Source organism: Streptomyces sp. NPDC048389, from assembly GCF_040706335.1.
GTDB lineage: Bacteria > Actinomycetota > Actinomycetes > Streptomycetales > Streptomycetaceae > Streptomyces.
Window position 1 is genome coordinate 134,820 of sequence record NZ_JBEZKP010000011.1, and the last position, 21,578, is coordinate 156,397.

General features: G+C 69.3%; 17 protein-coding genes, 1 tRNA gene and 1 pseudogene. 6 read left to right on the top strand and 13 right to left on the bottom strand.

Going from position 1 to position 21,578, the window contains the following annotated elements:
• The first annotated feature begins 54 nt into the window (after positions 1 to 54).
• A complete protein-coding gene (locus tag AB0903_RS11425; RefSeq protein ID WP_366701397.1) occupies positions 55 to 516 on the top strand; it encodes a hotdog fold thioesterase in 462 nt (153 codons plus the stop codon).
• A gap of 68 nt (positions 517 to 584) precedes the next feature.
• Here AB0903_RS11425 and AB0903_RS11430 read toward each other — a convergent pair whose 3' ends face one another.
• The 6 genes from AB0903_RS11430 to AB0903_RS11455 form a co-directional block, all read right to left on the bottom strand.
• Positions 585 to 1,352, bottom strand: coding sequence for an ABC transporter ATP-binding protein (locus tag AB0903_RS11430; RefSeq protein WP_366701399.1), 768 nt, complete (start codon positions 1,350 to 1,352; stop codon positions 585 to 587).
• Positions 1,349 to 2,452 (bottom strand): ABC transporter ATP-binding protein, encoded by a 1,104-nt coding sequence (locus tag AB0903_RS11435; protein ID WP_366701401.1) that lies wholly within the window; start codon positions 2,450 to 2,452, stop codon positions 1,349 to 1,351. The genes AB0903_RS11430 and AB0903_RS11435 overlap by 4 nt, the downstream gene beginning before the upstream one ends.
• Positions 2,449 to 3,807, bottom strand: coding sequence for a branched-chain amino acid ABC transporter permease (locus AB0903_RS11440; RefSeq protein WP_366701403.1), 1,359 nt, complete (start codon positions 3,805 to 3,807; stop codon positions 2,449 to 2,451). Before AB0903_RS11440 ends, AB0903_RS11435 begins: the two co-directional genes overlap by 4 nt.
• Positions 3,804 to 4,727 carry a branched-chain amino acid ABC transporter permease gene (locus tag AB0903_RS11445; protein ID WP_366701405.1) on the bottom strand — a complete coding sequence of 308 codons (924 nt, stop codon included), beginning with the start codon at positions 4,725 to 4,727 and terminating at the stop codon, positions 3,804 to 3,806. Before AB0903_RS11445 ends, AB0903_RS11440 begins: the two co-directional genes overlap by 4 nt.
• Positions 4,728 to 4,861: 134 nt before the next feature.
• Positions 4,862 to 6,019, bottom strand: coding sequence for a branched-chain amino acid ABC transporter substrate-binding protein (locus AB0903_RS11450; protein ID WP_366701407.1), 1,158 nt, complete (start codon positions 6,017 to 6,019; stop codon positions 4,862 to 4,864).
• Positions 6,020 to 6,550: 531 nt separating this feature from the next.
• Positions 6,551 to 7,207: a response regulator gene (locus tag AB0903_RS11455; protein ID WP_366701409.1), complete on the bottom strand. Its 657-nt coding sequence runs from the start codon at positions 7,205 to 7,207 to the stop codon at positions 6,551 to 6,553.
• Between the two features lie 96 nt (positions 7,208 to 7,303).
• Between AB0903_RS11455 and AB0903_RS11460 the strand changes: the two genes are divergently transcribed.
• Both AB0903_RS11460 and AB0903_RS11465 read left to right on the top strand, forming a co-directional pair.
• Positions 7,304 to 7,378, top strand: a tRNA-Leu gene (locus AB0903_RS11460).
• Positions 7,379 to 7,487: 109 nt separating this feature from the next.
• Positions 7,488 to 8,258, top strand: coding sequence for a transcriptional regulator (locus AB0903_RS11465; RefSeq protein ID WP_366701411.1), 771 nt, complete (start codon positions 7,488 to 7,490; stop codon positions 8,256 to 8,258).
• 10 nt (positions 8,259 to 8,268) lie between these two features.
• Here AB0903_RS11465 and pyk read toward each other — a convergent pair whose 3' ends face one another.
• Together pyk and AB0903_RS11475 are read right to left on the bottom strand one after the other, a co-directional pair.
• Positions 8,269 to 9,696, bottom strand: a complete 1,428-nt coding sequence (pyk, locus tag AB0903_RS11470) for a pyruvate kinase (RefSeq protein WP_366701413.1) — start codon at positions 9,694 to 9,696, stop codon at positions 8,269 to 8,271.
• A 134-nt stretch (positions 9,697 to 9,830) separates the two neighbouring features.
• Entirely contained in the window at positions 9,831 to 10,565 is a 735-nt protein-coding gene (locus tag AB0903_RS11475) for an SIMPL domain-containing protein (RefSeq protein ID WP_366701415.1), read from the bottom strand.
• 156 nt (positions 10,566 to 10,721) lie between these two features.
• Here AB0903_RS11475 and AB0903_RS11480 point away from each other — a divergent pair, with 156 nt between their 5' ends.
• On the top strand, positions 10,722 to 12,533 hold the full coding sequence (locus AB0903_RS11480) for a 5'-nucleotidase C-terminal domain-containing protein (RefSeq protein ID WP_366701417.1): 1,812 nt from the start codon (positions 10,722 to 10,724) through the stop codon (positions 12,531 to 12,533).
• Positions 12,534 to 12,574: 41 nt separating this feature from the next.
• On the opposite strand, the gene AB0903_RS11485 is transcribed toward AB0903_RS11480, so the two are convergent.
• The 5 genes from AB0903_RS11485 to AB0903_RS11505 all read right to left on the bottom strand — a co-directional run bounded on the left by AB0903_RS11485 (position 12,575) and on the right by AB0903_RS11505 (position 19,989).
• Positions 12,575 to 13,990: a SidA/IucD/PvdA family monooxygenase gene (locus AB0903_RS11485; protein WP_366701419.1), complete on the bottom strand. Its 1,416-nt coding sequence runs from the start codon at positions 13,988 to 13,990 to the stop codon at positions 12,575 to 12,577.
• Complete coding sequence (locus AB0903_RS11490; protein WP_366701421.1) at positions 13,987 to 15,363, bottom strand: pyridoxal-dependent decarboxylase; 1,377 nt, start codon at positions 15,361 to 15,363, stop codon at positions 13,987 to 13,989. Before AB0903_RS11490 ends, AB0903_RS11485 begins: the two co-directional genes overlap by 4 nt.
• 542 nt (positions 15,364 to 15,905) lie before the next feature.
• Positions 15,906 to 18,398, bottom strand: a complete 2,493-nt coding sequence (gene pepN, locus AB0903_RS11495; protein WP_366701423.1) for an aminopeptidase N — start codon at positions 18,396 to 18,398, stop codon at positions 15,906 to 15,908.
• Between the two features lie 54 nt (positions 18,399 to 18,452).
• Positions 18,453 to 18,785, bottom strand: a complete 333-nt coding sequence (locus AB0903_RS11500) for a chorismate mutase (protein WP_366701425.1) — start codon at positions 18,783 to 18,785, stop codon at positions 18,453 to 18,455.
• A 373-nt stretch (positions 18,786 to 19,158) separates the two neighbouring features.
• Positions 19,159 to 19,989: a serine protease gene (locus AB0903_RS11505; protein ID WP_366701449.1), complete on the bottom strand. Its 831-nt coding sequence runs from the start codon at positions 19,987 to 19,989 to the stop codon at positions 19,159 to 19,161.
• 278 nt (positions 19,990 to 20,267) lie between these two features.
• Here AB0903_RS11505 and AB0903_RS11510 point away from each other — a divergent pair, with 278 nt between their 5' ends.
• Complete coding sequence (locus AB0903_RS11510) at positions 20,268 to 21,176, top strand: hypothetical protein (RefSeq protein ID WP_366701427.1); 909 nt, start codon at positions 20,268 to 20,270, stop codon at positions 21,174 to 21,176.
• Between the two features lie 304 nt (positions 21,177 to 21,480).
• A pseudogene (locus AB0903_RS11515) lies at positions 21,481 to 21,578 on the top strand (helix-turn-helix domain-containing protein); the annotation flags it as partial.

Consider the following 21,578-nt stretch of genomic DNA (forward strand, 5'->3'; position numbering starts at 1 on the left):
AGGATGAGCGGACCATCACCAGGACCAGACGCCACGACGATCGGAGCCGGCCCCATGGGCGAGCAGACCACCGTGAAGTTCCCGCAAGGGGTCATCGAGGAGTACGCAGAGCTCGGCGTGGACCTCCCCGCACTGTTCTCCGCTGGAAACCTGGGCGACCGCATGGGCGTCCAGATCGTCGAGGCATCCGCGGACCGCGTCATCGGCACCATGCCCGTCGAGGGCAACACCCAGCCCTACGGACTGCTGCACGGCGGCGCCTCCGCCGTGCTGGCCGAGACCCTCGGCTCCATCGGCTCCATGCTCCACGGCGGCCCTTCGAAGATCGCCGTCGGCGTGGACCTCAACTGCACCCACCACCGCGGCGCCCGCTCCGGCATCGTCACCGGGATCGCCACCCCCGTCCACCGCGGCCGCTCCACGGCCACCTACGAGATCGTGATCACCGACGAGCACGACAAGCGGGTCTGCTCGGCACGCCTCACCTGCCTGCTGCGCGACGCCCCCCAGGGCTGAGCCACCGGCACGACGGCACAGGGCCGGCAAGCCCGAAGGCTTCCCGGCCCCGCTCGACTCACAAACCGTCAGGCCGCACCCTCGCCGAGGTACGCCTCCCGGATCCTGGAGTCCGCCAACAGCTCCGTCGCCGGACCCGACATCGCGACCGCCCCCGTCTCCAGGACATAGCCGCGGTTGGCCAGCCCCAGAGCCTGAGTGGCGTTCTGCTCCACGAGCAGCACCGTCGTGCCCTGCTTGTTGATCTCCTCGACGATGTCGAAGATCTGCTGCACGATCAACGGCGCCAGACCCATCGACGGCTCGTCCAGCAGCAGCAGCTCCGGCTTGCCCATCAGGGCGCGGCCGATCGCCAGCATCTGCTGCTCACCGCCCGACAGGGTGCCGGCGAGCTGCGAACGCCGCTCCGCCAGCCGCGGGAAGAGTGTGTACACCCGGTCCATCTCGGCCGAATCCGGCGACTTGAACCGGTAGGCGCCCATCTCCAGGTTTTCACGCACCGTCATCCGCGAGAAGACCCTGCGGCCCTCCGGCACATGCCCGATGCCGAACTGCACCAGCTCGTGCGACTTGATGCCGTCGATGCGCTCGTCGTGCAGCCGCACCTCGCCGTGGCGGGGCTGGAGCATGCCGGAGATCGTACGCAGCGTGGTCGTCTTCCCGGCGCCGTTGCCGCCGAGCAGGGCCACGATCTCGCCCTTGCGGACCGTCAGGTCGATGCCCTTGATCGCCTCGATGGCGCCGTAGAACACCCGGACACCCCTGAGTTCAAGCAGCGTGTCCTGCGAAGCACCGGCGCCGCCGGCGTCCTTCTCGAGTTCGGTCGTCGTGCTCACTTGCCGCTCTCCTCGTCCGGCGCGGACCCGCCCGACACCGTCTCGTCCGACGCGGACTGGTCCGAGGACTGCTCGTCCGAACCGGACTGCTCGCCCGAACCGGACTCCTCCGGCTCCCCGGCGACAAAATCCTCGGCGACCGGCTCCTCGACAGAAGCACCGGCCGCAGCCACCACCTCATCGGACTCGTCCACCGGCCCACGCTGCTCCGCGATCACCGCCTGAGCCACGACCGCCTCAGCCCCGGCCTCGGCCACAGTCTCCGCCGACGCACCCAGATACGCCTCGATCACCGCCGGATGCTGCTGCACCTCACTGGGCGACCCCTCGGCGATCTTCTTGCCGAAGTTGAGAACCATCACCCGGTCCGCCACCGACATCACCAGACGCATGTCGTGCTCGATCAGCAGCACACTGACGCCCAGCTCCACGTTGATCCGGCGGATCAGCTGCTCCAGCTCCAGCTTCTCCGTCGGGTTCGTACCTGCGGCCGGCTCGTCGAGCAGCAGCACCTGCGGATCGGTGGCAAGGGCCCTGGCGATCTCCAGACTGCGCTGGTCACCGTACGAGAGGCTGCCCGCGATCTCGTTGAGCTTGCTCTCCAGCCCGACGAACTTCAGCAGCCGGTGAGCCTTCTCGTCGCTCTCACGCTCGGCCCTACGGGCGTTCGGAAGACCGAGCATGATCGACACCGGCCCGACCTTCTGCCGGGTCTCCGCCGCGATCTTCACGTTCTCCAGTGCCGTCAGCGCGGAGAACAGCCGGATGTTCTGGAACGTACGCGCCAGACCCAGCCGGTTGACGAGGTGCGGCTTGCTGCCGAGCAGCTGCTTCTCGCCACCGTCCTTGGGACGGAACGCGATCCGCCCCTCCTGCGGCTTGTACACACCGGTCAGCGAGTTGAACAGCGACGTCTTACCCGCACCGTTGGGACCGATCACGGCGAGAACCTCGCCGCGGCGCATCCCCAGCTCCACGTTGTCCAGACATGTCAGACCACCGAACCGGAGCGTCACCCCCGACGCCTCCAGGACATTGTCCTGACCCGCGCCGGAGCCGCCGGCCTCAGTGACCACGCCCTTCGTCACATCCGTCGTCATCGGACCGCACCTCCCGCCGGCTCCGTCATCGCATCGGCATCACCGACGCCTTCCTGCACATTCTTCAACTCGCGTTGACGGCGCCGGGAAGGCCACACACCCTGCGGCCGGTAGATCATCATGACCACCAGCAGCGCACCCAGGTACATGTAGCGGTCGGCCGGGTCCACATAGTCGCGGAGCACCTCCGGCAGCCACACCAGGATCGCCGCACCCAACAGGACACCCGGGATCGATCCCATGCCACCGAAGATGACGTAGGACAGCACCAGAATGGAGTTCAGGATGATGAAGTTCTCCGGGTTGAAGTACCCCACCTTGCTGGCGTAGACGACACCGGCGACACCCGAGGTCGACGCACCGATCGCGAACGCCATCAGCTTGAAGCGGACCGTGTCGACACCGTTGGCCGCAGCGGCCACCTCGTCCTCACGGATCGCCGTCCACGCACGGCCCACCCGGGAGTGCTCCAGCCGTGCGAAGACGATGATCAGGATGACGATCAACGTGACCAGCAGATACCAGTACGGCATCTTCTCGAGCGTCCACTCGTACCCGAAGGCGGAGAACTTCGGCACCTGCCGCGCACCGGCCGGACCACCCGTGATCCCGTCGGCGTTCTTCGCCACCAGGTACACGATCTCGTGGAAGCCCAGCGTCACGATCGCCAGATAGTCACCGCGCAGCCGCAGCGTCGGCGCACCCAGCAGCACACCCGCGAGCAGACAGGTGACCACGGCCACCGGAATGATCAGGAAGTTGTTCAGAACGATCGGCGGCTCCACCGGAAGACTGCCCGTCCAGAACGCCGCGCTGTACGCGCCGACCGCGAAGAACGCCACAAAACCGAGGTCCAGAAGGCCCGCCCAGCCGATCACCACGTTCAGGCCGATCGCCAGCAGCGCGTAGGTGGCGATCTGGTCGATCAGCACCGTCTGCCAGAAACCGGTCAGCTGACCGGGGACGAACAGCACCGCGAGCAGCAGCGCGATCATCGCCGCCCACTTGGCCTTCGGCTGGGTACGCACGGCGTTCCGCGCCTGCACCCACGGGCCCCAGCCGGCCGCCGCCTTGGCACCTCCCGCCGCCTTCGACACATACCGGGAGCCGAACTCCCGCACGCACCAGACGGCCACGGCGATACCCAGGCAGACCCAGAGGTTCACCCCGGTGAAGCTGGTCCTCACGGAGTAGAACAGATCACGGGTGTTGCCCTGCTCGCCCACCATCAAGGTGAGCACCACACCCAGCGCCAACAAGGCACCCAGCCGCTGGAACCGGGGCTGCTGGTACCACGCGGTCCTGCGCAGCTTCGCCGCCGCGGACGGCGACTTCACCGACGTGTTCGCGCTCATGCCGTCCTCCCCACACGCTCGCCGAGAATGCCGGTCGGCCGGAACATCAGAACGGCGATCAGCACGACGAACGCACCGACGTGGCGCCATTCACCGCCGAAGATCGGCACCGTCAGAGTCTCCACGATGCCCAGCATCAGACCACCGAGCATGGCACCGCGGATGTTGCCGATACCCCCGACAACCGCCGCCGCGAACGCGGTGATGCCGGGAATGAAGCCCATGTCGAACTTGACCTGCGTGAACGTGCCGTACAGGAAACCCGCCGCGCCACCGAGCAGACCACCGATGACGAACGTACGCGAGACCACCTTGTCGATGTCCACGCCCATCAGACCGGCGACCTCGGCGTCCTGCGACACCGCCCGGATACCGGAACCGAGCTTCGTACGGTTCACCACCAGGTCGAGACCGACCATCATGACCACGGCCGACGCGAGCAGCAGCAGCTGCGTCACATTCAGATCGGCACCGAAGACCGAGAGAACCTTCTTGTTCTCGTACGCCGCGGGCATCGGCAGCGGGTCGCGGCCGAAGAGCTTGCCCGCGAGGTTGTAGAGGAAGAAGGAGGCACCGATCGCGGTGATCAGGAAGATGAGCCGTGGAGCGCCTCTGCGACGCAGCGGCCGATAGGCGGCCTTCTCCAGGCCGTACGCGGTAAGAGCACCGAACGCCGCGCCGGCCACAAGGCCGAGCACCACGAATCCGGCCGAGGCAAGACCCGAGGGAGATTCCCCCGGCGCCACTACGGTGAGAGCGATGAGACCGCCGTAGGCACCCAGCATGAACACCTCGCTGTGCGCGAAGTTGATCAGCTGGAGCACACCGTAGACGAGGGTGTAACCGATGGCGATGACGGCATAGATGGAGCCGAGCACCACCCCTAGGACCAGATAGTCCCAGAATTCAACAAGGGACATCGAACGTACTTCCTTGTGGGAGCTGTGCGGGCGGGCCGGCGGTGCGATCGGCACACGACTGGGACCCGCGCCATGTGTGCGGGGACGGCACCGGGCCGCGTCCTACGGAGAGTGGACGCGGCCCGGCACCCGGATCAGCTGCCGGCCAGCTCCTGGATCGACCCCTGGTACCCGATCTTGCCGCTCTTGATCTGGTACAGGTAGATGTTCGAGATCTTCAGCTCGCCCTTGTCGTCGAAGGAGAACTCCTTCGTCAGACCCTTGTACGAGCCCTTCGCCAGCGCGTCGTAGACGCTCGCACGGTCCGCCTTGTCACCCAGCTTCTTCAGCTCCTGGACGACGTAGTTGGTCAGGTCGTACGCCTCCGCCGAGTAGGTACCCGGGTCGACCTTGAACTTCTTCTTGTAGTCCGCGGTGAACTGCTTGGTGCTCGCCTCCACCGTGGCGTCCGTGCACGGGCAGGTCAGGAACCAGTTCTCCGCCGCCTTGCCGGCGAGCTCGACGAACTTCATGTCGTTCGTACCGTCACCGGAGATCGCCGCGCCCTTGTAACCGGCCTCGGCGAGCTTCACCGCGAACGGAGCCGCGTCCTGGTAGTAGCCCGCGTAGATCAGCGCGTCGGCCTTGGAGTTGACGACGTCCTTGGCGGTGGCGCTGTAGTCCGGGGTCTTCGCCGGAACGGACTTCTTGACGACCTCGATACCGGCCGCCGTCAGCTTCTCATTCGCCACCTCGGCCAGGCCCACGCCGTAGTCGGACTTGTCGTCGACCACGTAGACCTTCTTGGCCTTCAGCTTCTTGGCGTAGTAGTCCGCCATGCCGGCGCCCTGCGCGCTGTCGTTGGGCACACCACGCAGGAACGTCTTGAAGCCCTGGTCGGTGAGGCCCGGGTTGGTCGCCGACGGGGAAATCGCCGTCAGACCCGCGTCACCCAGCAGCGGAGCCGCCGAGTTCGTGGGACCGGAGAACGCCGGACCCACCAGCGCGATGACATCCGGGTCATCGATCGCCTTCTGCGCCGCGGCCGTCGCCTTCTCAGGCAGCCCCTGGTCATCGGCGGCAAAGTACTCGAGCTTCACGCCGAGGTCGCCCTTGGCGTTGGCCTGCTCGATGGCAAGCTGGATGCCGCGCTCCATGTTCTGGCCCAGCGCGACGTTGTCACCGGAGAGCGGGCCCTGGAAGGCGATCTTCAGCGTGTCGCCGCTGCCGCCGGAGTCACTCGCGCAACCGGTGAGCGCCAGAGCGCCCACTGCCAGCGGTATGGCAAGCCTGACGATGTTCTTGTTCAGCACTACGAACCCCTTGGAGCCGCCCGAACGATCTTGTCTGCGGAGGAAGTTGCCCTTCCCTCGCAGGACACCGCCAATCGGTGCGGTGTGCGGGGAATGTAATCGCGCGTTCGGGCACACGGATAGGTGACCGAACGATGTGTGATCGCCCTGTGACCTGAGTCATGCGCCGGAAACAGAACACTCCTTACCGGCGACCGGACATCTCAGCAATGATCCAGAACTTCCCGACATACCCTTACGTGATCTTCACCGCCACGCTCCTCGAGCCGCCGACAAGGCCCTGAGCAGGCAATCTCCGGCCGCTGCCACCCGGACGAACCGCTTTCACCATGCCCCTGCGCACCCCGCCCCACACCTCGGGAACGGCTCCGGCGTCTCACCTGACAACCCCATCGTGCCGGGACGCGACACCGTAGCGCGCGACCAACCGCCACACGCCCGAATCGAAAACGACCTTCACAACATCCCCCGGAACCTCACAGGGCCCCCGGCCACCCTGTGACCGAGGGCCCTGCCCGAGTCCGCTCGCCGCTACTGCCCCTTCGCGGCCTTCTTCTCCTCGGCGTCCTCGATGACCGCCTCCGCGACCTGCTGCATCGACAGCCTCCGGTCCATCGACGTCTTCTGGATCCACCGGAACGCCGCCGGCTCCGTCAGCCCGTACTGCGTCTGCAGAATGCTCTTCGCCCGGTCCACCAGCTTGCGCGTCTCCAGCCGCTGCGAAAGATCAGCGACCTCCTTCTCCAGCGCCTTCAGCTCCGTGAACCGCGACACGGCCATCTCGATCGCCGGCACGACATCGCTCTTGCTGAAGGGCTTCACCAGATACGCCATGGCCCCGGCGTCCCGCGCCCGCTCCACGAGATCGCGCTGCGAGAAGGCGGTGAGCATCAGAACCGGCGCGATCGACTCCTCGGCGATCTTCTCCGCCGCGGAGATCCCGTCGAGCACGGGCATCTTCACGTCCAGGATCACGAGGTCCGGCCGGTGCTCCCGCGCCAGCTCCACCGCCCGCTGTCCGTCGCCCGCCTCACCGACGACCGAGTAGCCCTCCTCCTCGAGCATTTCTTTGAGATCGAGCCTGATCAGGGCCTCGTCCTCGGCGATGACGACACGGGTCGTCAGCGGCGGGACATGCGACTGGTCGTCGTCTTCGGGGGTGGGCTGGGGCGACTCGGGGGCGGTCACGGGGCTCCTTGTTCCAATGCGGGGTGCTACCCCTGAGCCTACCCAGCTGCGGTAAGGTAGTGCTCAGCCGATCAAGGACAACCTTCGATTTCGCAAGCCCCGGTAGCCCAATTGGCAGCAGGCAATGGATTCAAAACCCATACAGTGTCGGTTCGAGTCCGACCCGGGGCACTTCACCTTCGATTCCAAGGTCACATGTCGGGTCGCGGAGTTCAGGCGATCGGGTGATCGAGTCGAATAGCGACTCCCCCAGGGTCCCGAGTGAAACATGCTCGACAGCATGTACGACCTCGACACTCGGAAACGCGCGCTCGCACTCGTCGGCCAAGGCCGCAGCCCAAACTCCGTGAGTCAGGAGACCGGCGTCTCTCGAGCAGCGATACGCTCGTGGCAATCGCGACTCGAACCGCTCGGAAGAGGCACTCCATGCCTCCGCTGCGAAGCCTCCCCGCGTCTGCCGGAGGACCTCGCCGCGTACAGCTACCTGCTCGGCCTCTACTTGGGTGATGGCTGCATCAGCTCCTCCCGCCGGGGCGTTGATGTCCTACGTATTGCTTGCGCCGATGACTGGCCGGGGCTCATCGATGCCTGTGCCGAAGCGATGCGGATCATCAGGCCCGACAACAAGGTGTTCCACGTCCAGAGCCAGGGCTGCCAGTACGTGACAGTGGCCAGCAAGCACTGGCCATGTCAGTTCCCGCAGCACGGCACCGGGAGAAAGCACCAGCGCGAGATCTCACTCGAACCGTGGCAGCAGGAGATCGTGGAAACGCGCCCGTGGGATTTCGTCCGCGGGCTGATCCACTCTGATGGCTGCCGGATCACCAACTGGACGACACGGCTGGTCGGCGGCGTTCAGAAGCGCTACGAGTACCCCCGGTACTTCCTCACCAACGTATCCCTGGACATCGTCGGCCTCTTCACCGGTGCGCTCGACCTGGTGGGTGTGGCGTGGAAGTCCACCAGCCGCCCACGCGGCGGCGTCAACATCTCCGTGGCCCGCCGCGCGTCCGTCGCGCTCATGGACGCGCACGTCGGGGCCAAGTACTGAATGCCGCCCGTTACTTCAGGCTCTCGCCGATGTGGTGGACGTGGACCAGGTTGGTCGAGCCGGGGACGCCGGGGGGTGAGCCGGCGGTGATGATCACGATGTCGCCGGGGCGGCAGCGGCCGATACGGAGCAGTTCCTCGTCGACCTGGGCGATCATCGCGTCGGTCGACTCCACGTGGGGGCCGAGGAAGGTCTCGACGCCCCAGGTGAGGTTGAGCTGGGAGCGGGTGGCGGGGTCGGGGGTGAAGGCGAGGAGGGGGATCGGGGAGCGGTAGCGGGAGAGGCGTTTGACGGTGTCGCCGGACTGGGTGAAGGCGACGAGGAACTTGGCGCCGAGGAAGTCGCCCATCTCGGCGGCCGCGCGGGCGACGGCGCCGCCCTGGGTGCGGGGCTTGTTGCGTTCGGTCAGTGGGGGCAGGCCCTTGGCGAGGACGTCGGCTTCCGCGGCGGTGACGATACGGGCCATGGTGCGGACGGTTTCGACGGGGTATTTGCCGACGCTGGTCTCGCCGGAGAGCATCACGGCATCGGTGCCGTCGATGACGGCGTTGGCGACGTCGGATGCCTCGGCGCGCGTGGGGCGGGAGTTGTCGATCATCGAGTCGAGCATCTGGGTGGCGACGATGACCGGCTTGGCGTTGCGTCTGGCGAGCTTGATGGCGCGCTTCTGGACGAGGGGGACCTGTTCGAGGGGCATTTCGACGCCGAGGTCGCCGCGGGCGACCATGATGCCGTCGAATGCGGCGACGATGTCGTCGATGTTGTCGACGGCCTGGGGCTTTTCGACCTTGGCGATGACGGGGAGGCGGCGGCCTCCGGCGTCCATGACGCGGTGGACGTCCTCGATGTCGCGGCCGCTTCTGACGAAGGAGAGGGCGATGACGTCGGCGCCGATGCCGAGGGCCCAGCGGAGGTCTTCGATGTCCTTCTCGGAGAGGGCGGGGACGGAGACGGCGACGCCGGGCAGGTTGAGGCCCTTGTGGTCGGAGACCATGCCGCCTTCGACGACGGTGGTGCGGACACGGGGGCCGTCGATGCCGGTGACCTCGAGGGCGACCTTGCCGTCGTCGACGAGGATGCGCTCGCCGCGGGTGACATCGGCGGCGAGGCCCTGGTAGGTGGTGCCGCAGATATGGCGGTCGCCCTCCATGTCCTCGGTGGTGATGGTGAAGGTGTCGCCCCGTTCAAGCAGTACGGGTCCTTCTCGGAAGCGACCGAGACGGATCTTCGGACCTTGAAGGTCGGCGAGGATGCCGACGCTGCGGCCGGTTTCGTCCGACGCTTTGCGGACGTGCCGGTAGCGCTCCTCGTGGTCGGCGTAGATGCCGTGGCTGAGGTTGAAGCGGGCGATGTCCATTCCGGCTTCGACCAGTGCCTTGATCTGGTCGTATGTGTCGGTGGCGGGGCCCAGGGTGCAGACGATTTTCGCTCGGCGCATGTTTCGAGCCTAAGTCTTACCGACCGGTAGAGAATTGGTCGCGCGTTACTACTCAACAACCTTTGTATGAAGGGCTATTGACAAGTGTTGAATTGTGCGCGGAGGTGCTCTGATGAGCACCCGCCGGAATGCGGTCACAGCTGCGGCGGCGTCATGGTGAAGCGCGCGTTGACCTGGGCGTAGACGGTCTGGCGTTTCGGTTCGAGGTCGAGGGCGGGCGCCGCCTCCGCGGCGGCTCCGGCGAAGCCGCGTACGGCGCCCGGCGGGGCCGGCATCGGGTAGGCGGGCGCGGGTGCTTCGGCCCCGATGTCGGCGAGTTCGACGAGCGCGGAGAGTCTGCCGCCGATCGCCTCGGCGTATTCGCGGGCGCGCTGGACGGCTTCGCGGACGGCTTGGCGCCGGGCCTCGCCGTGGGCGGGTGAGTGAGGGCGCAGTGACCACCACGGGCCGGTGACATGGGTGAGTTCGAGGTCGGCGAGGCGGGTGGTGAGTTCGCCGAGGGCGGTGAAGTCGGCCAGGACGGCGGTGATGTGGACGCGGCCGTGGTAGGCGTGGACACGTTCGGTGCGGCCGTTCCTGGTCAGTTCGGGGGTGACGGAGAAGGCGCCGGTCTCCAGCTTCTCGACTGCCTGCCCGTACGACTTGACGAGTTCGAGGGCGGCCGAGTTGCGGCGGGTGAGGTCTTCGAGGGCCGCGCGGCGGTCCTTGCCGCGGGCGCTGACGGTGATGCTGATGCGGGCGATCTCGGCATCGAATTCGAGGCGCGCCTCGCCTCGTACGGCGACTCGTGGTTGTTCGGGGGTGGCGTACGGGGCGGTGGCCGTGGTGTACGGGGCCGTTGCGGGGGTGGGGGGCGCGGCGTCGGTCATGGGTGGCTCCCTGGGGCGAGGGCTGGTCGTTCCACTCTCGCATCCGGGTCCGACAGTCGCGCCGGACATCCGATCGCAACCTGGCAGGGGTGTTGCCGGAGTGGCTCGTGGGTCAGAATCTACGCGCGTTGTGCATGGTTGACCGAGGGAGACGAAATGCCGCTGAACCGTAGGACGTTCCTGGAGCGGACCGCCGCAGCCGGGGCGGGTGTCGCTGTCGCGGGTGCCGCTGCCGCGCCTGCGGCGGCAGAGGAGCAGGGCAAGGGCCATGGGCACGGGCGTCCGCGGAAGCGGTACTCGTTCACGGTCATGGGCACGACCGATCTGCATGGAAATATCTTCAACTGGGACTATTTCACCGACCGGGAGTTCGACGACAAGGCGCACAACGACGTCGGTCTGGCGAAGATCTCGACGCTGGTGAACCGGGTGCGTGAGGAGAGGGGCCGGTGCAACACGCTGCTGATCGACGCCGGTGACACGATCCAGGGCACGCAGCTGTCGTACTACTACGCCAAGGTCGATCCGATCACGGCGCGGCGCGGTCCGGTGCATCCGATGGCGCAGGCGATGAACGCGATCGGCTATGACGCCGCGGCGCTCGGCAATCACGAGTTCAACTACGGCATTCCGGTGCTGCGCAAGTTCGAGGAGCAGTGCGACTTCCCGTTGCTGGGCGCGAACGCGCTGGACGCGAAGACGCTGCGTCCGGCGTTCCCGCCGTACAGCATGCACCGGCTGCGGACACCGCTGGGCCGGGACGTGCGCGTGGCGGTCCTGGGTCTGACGAATCCGGGCATCGCGATCTGGGACAAGCTGAACGTGAGCGGGAGGATGGTGTTCCCGGGGCTGGAGGAGCAGGCGGCGAAGTGGGTGCCGAGGCTGCGGTCGATGGGCGCGGACGTGGTGATCGTGTCGGCGCACTCGGGTTCGAGTGGCACGTCGTCGTACGGTGACCAGCTTCCCTACGTCGAGAACGCGGCGGGTCTGGTGGCGGAGCAGGTGCCGGGCATCGACGCGATCCTGGTCGGTCACGCGCACACCGAGATCCCGGAGTACTTCGTCACCAACAAGGAGACGGGCGAGCAGGTCGTGCTCTCCGAGCCGCTGAAGTGGGGCCAGCGACTGACGCTGTTCGACTTCGACCTGGTGTGGGAGAGGGGCCGTTGGACGGTCGAGAGGGTCGGGGCGGAGGTTCTGAACTCGAACACGGTCGCGGAGGACCCGCGGATCACCCGACTGCTCGGCGACGAGCACGCGAAGGTCGTCGCGTACGTCAATCAGGTCATCGGCACGTCCACCGTCTCGATGTCCACGGCCCGGGCGCCGTGGAAGGACGAGCCGATCATCGACCTGATCAACCATGTCCAGGCCGAGACGGTGCGAGCGGCGCTGGCGGGCGGTGAGCACGCGGCGCTTCCGGTGCTGTCGCAGGCGTCGTGCTTCTCCCGTTCGGCGGTGATCCCGGCCGGCGAGGTGACGCTCAAGGACGCGGCGGGGCTCTACCCGTTCGAGAACACCCTCGAGGCGCGGCTGATGACGGGTGCGCAGCTGAAGGAGTACCTGGAGTTCTCCGCGCGGTACTACGTGCAGACCGCGGCAGGGGCCCCGGTCGACACGTCGGAGCTGACGAACGCGGGCGGGACGCCGGACTACAACTATGACGCGGTGTCCGGGCTGACGTACGACATCGACATCGCGAAGCCGGCGGGTTCCCGGATCGTGAATCTGTCGTTCGACGGTGCGCCGGTGGATCCGGCGGGGCGGTTCGTGCTGGCCGTCAACAACTACCGGGCGAGTGGTGGCGGGAACTTCCCGCATGTGGCCACGGCCCAGCAGTTGTGGGCGAACTCGGAGGAGATCCGGAACACGATCATCGGCTGGGTGCAGGCGAAGGGCTCGGTCGATCCGGCGGAGTTCGCGTCGGTGGGCTGGAAGCTGACGCGGGACGGCGTGCCCGTCTTCTAGGGCCGGTTACCGGGGCGGAGCCGGTCCGGTTCCCGGGCCGGTCAGCATTCCGATTCGAGAGGAACGAGTGCGGGTGCCTGGCCGGGGATGCCGGGCGCCTCGCGCCGTTCGAGGCCGAAGCTGGTGAAGGCGGTGCGGCGCGGTAGCGGGTACGGCTCCTTTCCGGTGAGGGAGTTGAGGATGCTCGCGCTGCGCCAGGCGGCGAGGCCCAGGTCGGGTGCGCCGACGCCATGGGTGTGCCGTTCGGCGTTCTGCACGTACACGGAGCCGGTGACGGCCGGATCGAGCTTCATCCGGAACTCGGCGTCGACGGCGTGCCGTCCGGCGCCGTCGCGGCGCATGTACGGGTCGAGGCCGGCGAGGAGGGAGCCGAGCGGGCGTTCGCGGTAGCCGGTGGCAAGGACGACGGCGTCGGTGGTGAGCCGGGAGCGGGTGCCCTGCTGGGTGTGTTCGAGGTGCAGCTCGACCCGGGTGGTGGCGACCCGGCCGGCGGTGCGGACGGTGACGCCGGGTGTGAGGACGGCGTCGGGCCAGCCTCCGTGGAGGCTGCGCCGGTAGAGCTCGTCGTGGATGGCGGTGATGGTGTCGGTGTCGATGGCTTTGTGGAGCTGCCACTGGCGGGGGACGAGCTCGCCGCGGACCTTCTCCGGCAGGGCGTGGAAGTAGCGCGTGTAGTCGGGCGTGAAGTGCTCCAGGCCGAGCTTGGAGTACTCCATGGGTGCGAAGGCTTCGGTGCGGGCCAGCCAGTGGAGCTTCTCGGCTCCGGCGGGCCGGGCACGCAGCAGGTCGAGGAAGACCTCGGCACCGGACTGGCCGGAACCGATGACGGTGACGTGTTCGGCGGCGAGGAGCCGGTCGCGGTGTTCCAGGTAGTCGGCGGAGTGGATGACCGGGACGGCGGCGGCGTCGGCGAGGGGGCGCAGCGGCTCGGGGACGTAGGGCTCGGTGCCGACGCCGAGGGCGATGTTGCGGGTGTAGGCGCGGCCGAGGGCCTCGGCCTCGCCGTCGGCGTCGAGCTGGGTGAAGTCGACTTCGAACAGATCTCGTTCGGCGTTCCAGCGGACGGCGTCGACCTGATGGCCGAAGTGGAGACCGGGGAGACCGTCGGCGACCCATCGGCAGTAGGCGTCGTACTCCGCGCGCTGGATGTGGAACCGCTCGGCGAAGTAGAAGGGGAAGAGCCGGTCGCGGGAGCGCAGATGGTTGAGGAACGTCCAGGGGCTGGCCGGGTCGGCGAGGGTGACGAGGTCGGCGAGGAAGGGGACCTGGAGGGTGGCGCCGTCGATGAGGAGGCCGGGGTGCCACCGGAAGGAGGGCCGCTGTTCGTAGAAGGTGGCGGCGAGGCCGCCGGGGACGCCGTGGGCGAGGGCGGCGAGGGACAGGTTGAACGGGCCGATGCCGATGCCCACGAGGTCGTGGGGGCGGTCGAGTTCTTCGTTCGGGGGCGTGCCGGTCATCGGGGTGTGCTGCCTTCCACGAGTCGGGTCAGAGTTTCGAGGACCTCGGGGGTGGTGTGGGGGTTGAGCAGGGTCGCCTTGAGCCAGAGCCTGCCGTCGGCGTGGGCGCGGCCGAGGACGGCGCGGCCCTGGGTGAGGAGGCTGCGGCGGATCTCGGCGGTCTCGTCGTCGGTGGCTCCGGTGGGCCGGAACAGGACGGTGGAGAGGGGGGGCCGTTCGTACAGTTCGAGCCGTGGGTGCTTCTCGACGAGGTCGGCGAGGTCGTGCGCGGCGGCGCAGGTTCGGTCGACGAGGGCGCCGAGTCCGGTACGGCCGAGGGCTCTGAGGGTGACGGCGATCTTGAGGATGTCGGGCCGGCGGGTGGTGCGCAGCGAGCGGCCGAGGAGGTCGGGCAGGCCGGCGTCGGTGTCGTCGTCGGCGTTGAGGTATTCGGCGGTGTGCTCCAGCGGTGCGAGGCGGGCCGTGTCGGGTACGGCGAGCAGACCGGCGGCGACCGGCTGCCAGCCGAGTTTGTGCAGGTCGAGCGTTACGGAGTCGGCGCGGTCGAGGCCGGTGAGGAGATGGCGTCGGTCGGCGCTGAAGAGGAGCGGCCCGCCGTAGGAGGCGTCGATGTGCAGCTCGGCCCGGTACCGGCCGACGGTGTCGGCGATCGCGGGGAGCGGGTCGATACGGCCGGTGTCGGTGGTGCCCGCCGTGGCGACGACGAGAAGAGGGCTGTCGGCGTGGGCCGTGAGGCCGGCGAGCGTGGCGTCGAGTGCGGCCTGGTCGTGGACGTCGGTGATGACCGGTTCGGGGAGGCCGAGGAGCCAGGCGGCGCGGCGGACCGAGTGGTGCGCGGTGTTGCCGCAGACGGTTCGAAACGGTCCGTGGCGCTCTCTGGCGAGGAGCAGGGCGAGCTGGTTGGACTCGGTGCCGCCGGTGGTGACGAGGGCGTCGGGGGCGGCTCCCCGCGGGTACACCTCGTGGGCGAGGACGCGGGTGACCTGCGCCTCCAGTTCGGAGGCGGCGGGTGCCTGGTCCCAGGAGTCCATGGACGGATTGAGCGCGGAGGCGGCGAGGTCGGCGGCGACGGCGAGCGCGAGCGGCGGGGTGTGGAGGTGCGCCGCGCACAGGGGGTCGGCGGGGTCGGCGGCGCCGTGGGCGACGGCGCGGACGAGGGTGCGCAGGGCGTGGACGGCGCCGTCGCCGTGCTCGGGCAGTACGTCGCCGGCGGCGTGCCGCACCCGTGCGGCGACGGCCCCCGGCCCGCCGGCGGGCACCGGCCCGCCACGCGCGACGGCGCCCTCGCCGAGGGCGTCCAGCACGAGGGCGAGGAGAGGTCGCAGGGCGTCGGGGCCGGTGATTCCTCCCGCGAGGGGCGGCGTGTGCGGCATGAGTCGGGTCCTTGGGCGAGGCGCGGGATGTCACCCAACGGTGACGAGGGGCCCGGTGGGGCGCCCGCAGATCTCAACGATCGGAACCCGAAAGTGGTATTGCCTTGCGGGAGGGGGTGGTTGGGAGGGGCCGGTGCGGTATGGGTGGCGTTGGCCGGGGCCGCTGCGCCGGTAGGCGTCACCGCGCAGGGCACGGTGGGCGGGTCCGGGGTGCAACCCCGGCACCGCCCGAACTGCGCTGCCCGGCCGGGGGGACTCCCCGCGCGCCCGCGGAGCAGGGCACCGGCCGCGGGGGCGGCCTTACGGGCCCAGGGTGATCCGCCCGCGCGGCGGAGGCGCGTATCGGTCCACCGGGACGGCCCCGGCTGGGCCGTCCCGGGATCCGAGCGAACCCCGCACGCCCGCGAAGCGGGGCGCCGGGCCCGAGCCCGGATCCGGGTCCGAGCCCGGGTGCGGGGAGTCCATGGGTCTGTGGCCTCCCCCGCCGTGCGGCGGGGTCACAGGTTTCGGTACGGCGGGAAGGGACGGGGGTTGGGGACGCGTCACATCCCCCGGACGCGCAGCGCCCTGCGCAGGTCGTCGACCTGGTCGGCGAGCTTGCGGCGGAGTGCCGGGAGGATGTCCGGCTGGGCGAGGCATGCCTCGCCCAGCTGGAGCGCCTCCGCGTCGACCGCGTGAGCGGGGAAGGCGTAGCGGCCGCAGGCTTCGGCGATGGCCGGGCCGCGGCGGGCGGCGAGGGCAACCGCTTCGGGGTAGAAGCGCGGCACGTATTCCCGTACGAGATCGGCCTGTTCCGGCTGCCAGAAGCCTTGCGCGGTCGCTGCGAAGAGGTAGTTGGACAGGTCGTCGCCGTTGAAGAGGCGGGCCCACGCCGCGGCCTTGGCCTCCGGGGTGGGGAGGGCGGCGCGGCAGCGGGCGGCGCCTTCCCGGCCGGTGGCGCTCGGGTCGTTCTTCAGCTCGACGGCGATGGCCGGCTCGTCGGTGGCGCCGAGGACGGCGAGGCGGCGGAGGATGCGCCAGCGTAGTTCGGGGTCGAGTTCGGGGCCGCCGGGCACGCTGCCCTCGGTGAGCCATTCCTGGATCGGTTCCGGTTGGCAGGCCGCGTCGATGTAGTGGCGTACGGCGGTCAGGCGCAGCCCGGGGTCGCTGCCGTCCTCGGTGCGGCGCAGCAGGTCGCGGCAGATGCGGGTGAGGGTGGCGAGTGCGGCGGGGCGCTGTTCCGCGGGCAGGTAGCAGTCGGCGATCCGGCCCGCCGCGAAGGCGAGGACGCCTTGGACGACGGCGAGGTCGTGCTCGCGTGGCAGGTGCTCGCGGGCGGCGTCGAGGTAGACGGTGGGGGGCAGTTCGCCGTCGCGGACCATGTCGCGGGCGGCGTTCCACACGACGGCGCGGGTGAGAGCGTCGGGGATGCCGGTGAGCGAGGCGAGGACGGTGCGCCAGGAGGTGTCGTCGAGGCGGATCTTGGCGTAGCTGATGTCGCCGTCGTTGAGGACGACGAGCGCGGGCCGTCGTCCCGGGCGCGCCGGCGTCTCGCCGTCGTGCGGTACGTCGGTCTCGAAGCGGTCGCGCAGGACGAGCGTGCCGGGCGCGATGGGGTCGGTGTCGTACGCGCCGACGGCGATGCGGTGGGGGCGGCTGCCGTCGCGGGTGACCGTCAGTGTCCAGCCGCCGGGTGTGTCGGTGACGGTGGGGGTGAGCGTGTCGACGCCGGTGGTGCGCAGCCACGACTCGGCCCAGCCGTGCACGTCGCGGTCGGTGGCGGAGGCGAGGGAGTCGATGAAGTCGGCCAGGGTGGCGTTGGAGAACTTGTGCCGGGCGAAGTGGGTGTTGATGCCGGCGAGGAAGTCCTTGTCCCCCAGCCAGGTGACCAGCTGGCGCAGCGCGGAGGCCCCCTTGGCGTAGGAGATGCCGTCGAAGTTGAGCATCGCGGAGGCGGTGTCGGGGACGGCCTCGGGTTCGGGGGCGACGGGGTGGGTGGAGGGCCGCTGGTCGGCGTCGTAGCCCCATGCCTTGCGGGCGATGGCGAAGTCGGTCCAGGTGTCGGTGAAGCGGGTGGCTTCGGTGAGGGTCTGGTAGCCCATGTACTCGGCGAAGGACTCGTTCAGCCAGATGTCGTCCCACCACTTGAGGGTGACGAGGTCGCCGAACCACATGTGGGCCATCTCGTGGGCGATGACCATGGCGCGGGTCTGGCGCTGGGTGTCGGTGACGGCGGAGCGGTAGACGAATTCGTCGCGGAAGGTGACGAGGCCCGGGTTCTCCATGGCGCCGGCGTTGAACTCGGGGACGAATGCCTGGTCGTAGGAGTCGAAGGGGTACGGTTCCTCGAACTTCTCGTGGTAGCGGTCGTAGCACTGCCGGGTGATGTCGAGGAGTTCGTCGGCGTCGGCGTCGAGGTGGGGGGCGAGGGAGCGCCGGCAGTGGATGCCGAAGGGAAGTCCGGCGTGTTCGGTGCGTACGGAGTGCCAGGGCCCGGCGGCGACAGCGACGAGGTAGGTGGAGAGCAGCGGAGTGGGCGCGCAGGTCCAGCGGCCTTCGCCGTGGTGGGTGGCGACGCCGTTGCCCAGGACGGTCCAGCTTTCGGGTGCGGTGACCGAGAGGTGGAAGACGGCCTTGAGGTCGGGCTGGTCGAAGGCGGGGAAGACCCGCTGGACGTCGTCCATGAACAGCTGGGTGTAGACGTACGTCTCGCCGTCGCTGGGGTCGGTGAAGCGGTGCATGCCTTCGCCGGTGCGGGAGTAGCTCATCCGCGCGTCGACGCGCAGTTCGTGTTCACCGGCGGTCAGGCCGGTGAGCGGGAGCCGGTTCCCGGTGAGGCGGGCGGGGTCGAGGGGCTGTCCGTCGAGCGTGACGGAGCGCAGTTCGGCGGGCTTGATCTCGACGAAGGTGTCACCGGCCGCTTTCGCGGTGAAGTGGACGACGGTCCGGGAGTCGAAGTTCTCGTCGCCGGTGGTGAGATCGAGATCGATCGTGTACCGCTGTACGTCGAGTTGCCGGGCTCGGTTCTGCGCTTCGTCGCGCGTCAGTACGGACATGGGCCCATGCTGCCTGATGGGCCCGGGCGAGCACACGGGGTGGTGATTGCGCTGTCAGCGCACACCGGGATCGCTCTGGCCCGGCTGGTCGGCGATCTGCTCGTGGTGGCGGATCACCTCGGCGATGATGAAGTTCAGCAGCTTCTCCGCGAACGCCGGGTCGAGTTTCGCGCTCTCCGCCAGTCGGCGCAGCCGGGCGATCTGGCGGGTCTCTCTGGCCGGGTCGGCGGGCGGCAGCCGGTGTTCGGCCTTGAGATGGCCGACCTGCTGGGTGCACTTGAAACGCTCGGCGAGCATGTGGACGACGGCCGCGTCGATGTTGTCGATGCTCTCGCGCAGGCGGTCGAGCTCGGCGCGCACGGTGTCGTCGATGTCCCTCGTGGTCATGGTCAAGGAGCTTACGTCGAGGTGGGGCGGAGGGTCGGGGGGTGTTCAGGGTCCGGGACGCGGCTGCTCCGGCCGCCGGGGAAGGTGCGGCGCTGTCGTTCCCTGAGGCGGCGGGCGGGAGGCCGAAGCGGCGGGTGTACAGGCGGGAGAGGGAGGCCGGCTCGGGGTCTGCTGGGGGACGGCTTCGACCGGGGCTCCTGTCGGCCGGCCGGGCCGGGGCCTGCCGCTGTACATGCCGGGGCCGTCGCTGCGCGCGGGCGGGAGCGCGGTCCGGAGGCCGGAACCGGAGGCACCGCGGCGGACGGTGCGGTGCGGCTGCGGTGACGGCGAAGGGGCGGGCCGCCGGGCCCGCCCCTCCCCTGCGGCCGTCGCTCTACAGGTTCGCGGCGGCGGACCTGATCGCGGAGGCGAAGGTGGACACCTCGGTGTAGACGCCGGGGTAGCCGGCCCTGGCGCAGCCGTAGCCCCAGCTGACGATGCCGACCTGGGTCCAGGCGCCGGCGTTGTCCCTGCGGAACATGGGGCCGCCGGAGTCGCCCTGGCAGGTGTCGACCCCGCCGTCGTTGTAGCCGGCACAGATCTCCTCGCCGGCGACGAGATCGTCGTACGCCCGTCCGCAGGTGGCGTCGGAGACGAACGGGACCTGGGCCTTGAGCAGATAGCGCTGCTGCGCGCCGCCCTCGCGGGCCGCGCCCCAGCCGGCGACGGTGAAGGTGCCGTTGTTGTACGCCGTGGTGTCGGCGATCTTCAGGGTGGGCAGGTCGATGGGCCGTTCGAGCTTGATCAGGGCCCAGTCCTTGCCGGTGCCGTTGTAGCCGGGCGCCTGGAGGACCTTGGTGGAACGGACCTTGACGGCGGCGGAGCTGCGGAGGTCCACGACGCCGGCGGTGGCGGTGATGCGGGTGTTGTTGCCGGAGCCGCTGACGCAGTGTGCGGCGGTGAGCACGATGTCCTTGGCGTAGAGGGAGCCGCCGCAGCCCATGGAGAGCCGGACCATGAAGGGGAACTCGCCCTGGGCGGCGCGGGTGCCGCCGACGACAGGCGGGGTGGCGGCGGATGCGGCGGATGCGGTGGCGGGCTGGAGCCCGCCGGCGACAAGCAGGACGGCGCCGGCGGCGAGACATCGTTTGAGGGTGCTCAGGAGCTTCAACGGAGTGCCTCTCGTGGGGGGTGAGGGGATCGCCCGACAGACACCGGCCGACATCGACACGATGAATGACATGTGCCCGACAAGACGTTGCCCGGAGTATGGGACCCGCTCACCGGACGCCACAAGAAGCACCTTTCGGCCAATGTCCCGGCGCCGTGGGGGCCTCCGGCCCCCGTGCCGGCCGTAGAGTTGCCGGACCGCGGAGTTCAGGACCGCGGAGTTCCAGGGCGTCGGGTTCGGAGCCGCCGGGTGCAGAACAGCCGTCGGGTGCAGGGCCCGCCGCGCTCAGGGCCCGCCGGGACTGGCAGGCGCAGCAACCGCCGGGCACATGCATGGGGGTAGGGGACGTGGCGAACCGCAGCGAGGTCGTGCACGGCTTCCCTCACCTGGACACCGTGCGGTCGGCGATCACCGCGCTGTACCGGCGGCTGTCCACCGAGGGCGTGCACACGTACGCGCCCAGCGTGCTCCCCGGAGACGTGGCCTTCGGGGACGACGACGACCTGTACCTGGGTGCGCAGCGGGTGGCCCGCGCCCTCGTGCACCATCTGCGGCTGCCGGACGCCCGCGTGATCGTCGGCTTCCGCGAGATGGAGCACGCTGCGAGCGTCGAACTCACGGCCGGCCCCGAGTACTTCATCGAGCTGAACGACCGGTTCCGCACGCACCGGCGGGACATCGGCGCCGCCCTCGCGCACGAGATCACTCATGTGCTGCTGCACCGGCTCGGCCTGTCGTTCCCAGGTACCCGTGACAACGAGATCCTCACCGACACGGTGACCACGTATCTGGGAGCGGGGTGGCTGCTGCTGGACGCCTTCCGCGAGGACGCCCTCTCCAGCCAGAAACTCGGCTATCTGACACCGGAGGAGTTCGGGTACGTACTCGCCGGGCGGGCGTTGGCCTTCGACGAGGATCCACGGACCTGGTTCACCAGTCCGCAGGCGTACCACGCGTACACCAAGGGCCGCTCCCGGGCGCTGCTCGACGCGCAGCAACCCCCGCTGACCACCGCCGGCCGGCTGGGCCGGCTCCGCTACGCCAAGGACCGCCGGCGCGCCCGGGAGCAACCGGACGGCCGGACCGCGGGACCGTTCGCGTACGCCTTCGAGCAGGCGCCGGACGGGTTGCGGGTCTCTTTCCCGTGCACCACCTGCCACCAGCGCATCCGGGTGCCCGTGCGGGGACGGGTGCGGGCCCGCTGCGGCCTGTGCGGGACGATTCTCGACTGCGACACCTGACCCCGTACCCGCCCGTTCCGTAGCGTCGCAAGCGTCGGAAGTGTCGGCCCGTTCGGAAGCGTCGGACTCATGACGAACGGTGGCGGAGGCCGACGAAGCGGTGGCGGAGGCTGCCAGGGGGCCGGGCGGTGCGCAGGATCCGCACCCCCCGGCAGGTACGCGCCCGGCCGGTCGCCGACGAGGACCCGGAGGGCTACGCCGACGACGCGGCGACGAGCGCCGTACGGCACCTCGGGGACGGGCTCCTGCCGAGCGCCTCGACGATCCACTCCCCCTGCGGCCCTGACGCGGGCCATGACCCGCCACTGACATCGCCCGGCGCGCGGGGGTCTCGCGGATGACCCTCTACCGCCGCTGGCCCGATGTGCGCACCCTCGTCGGCGACCTGATGACCCGGGAATG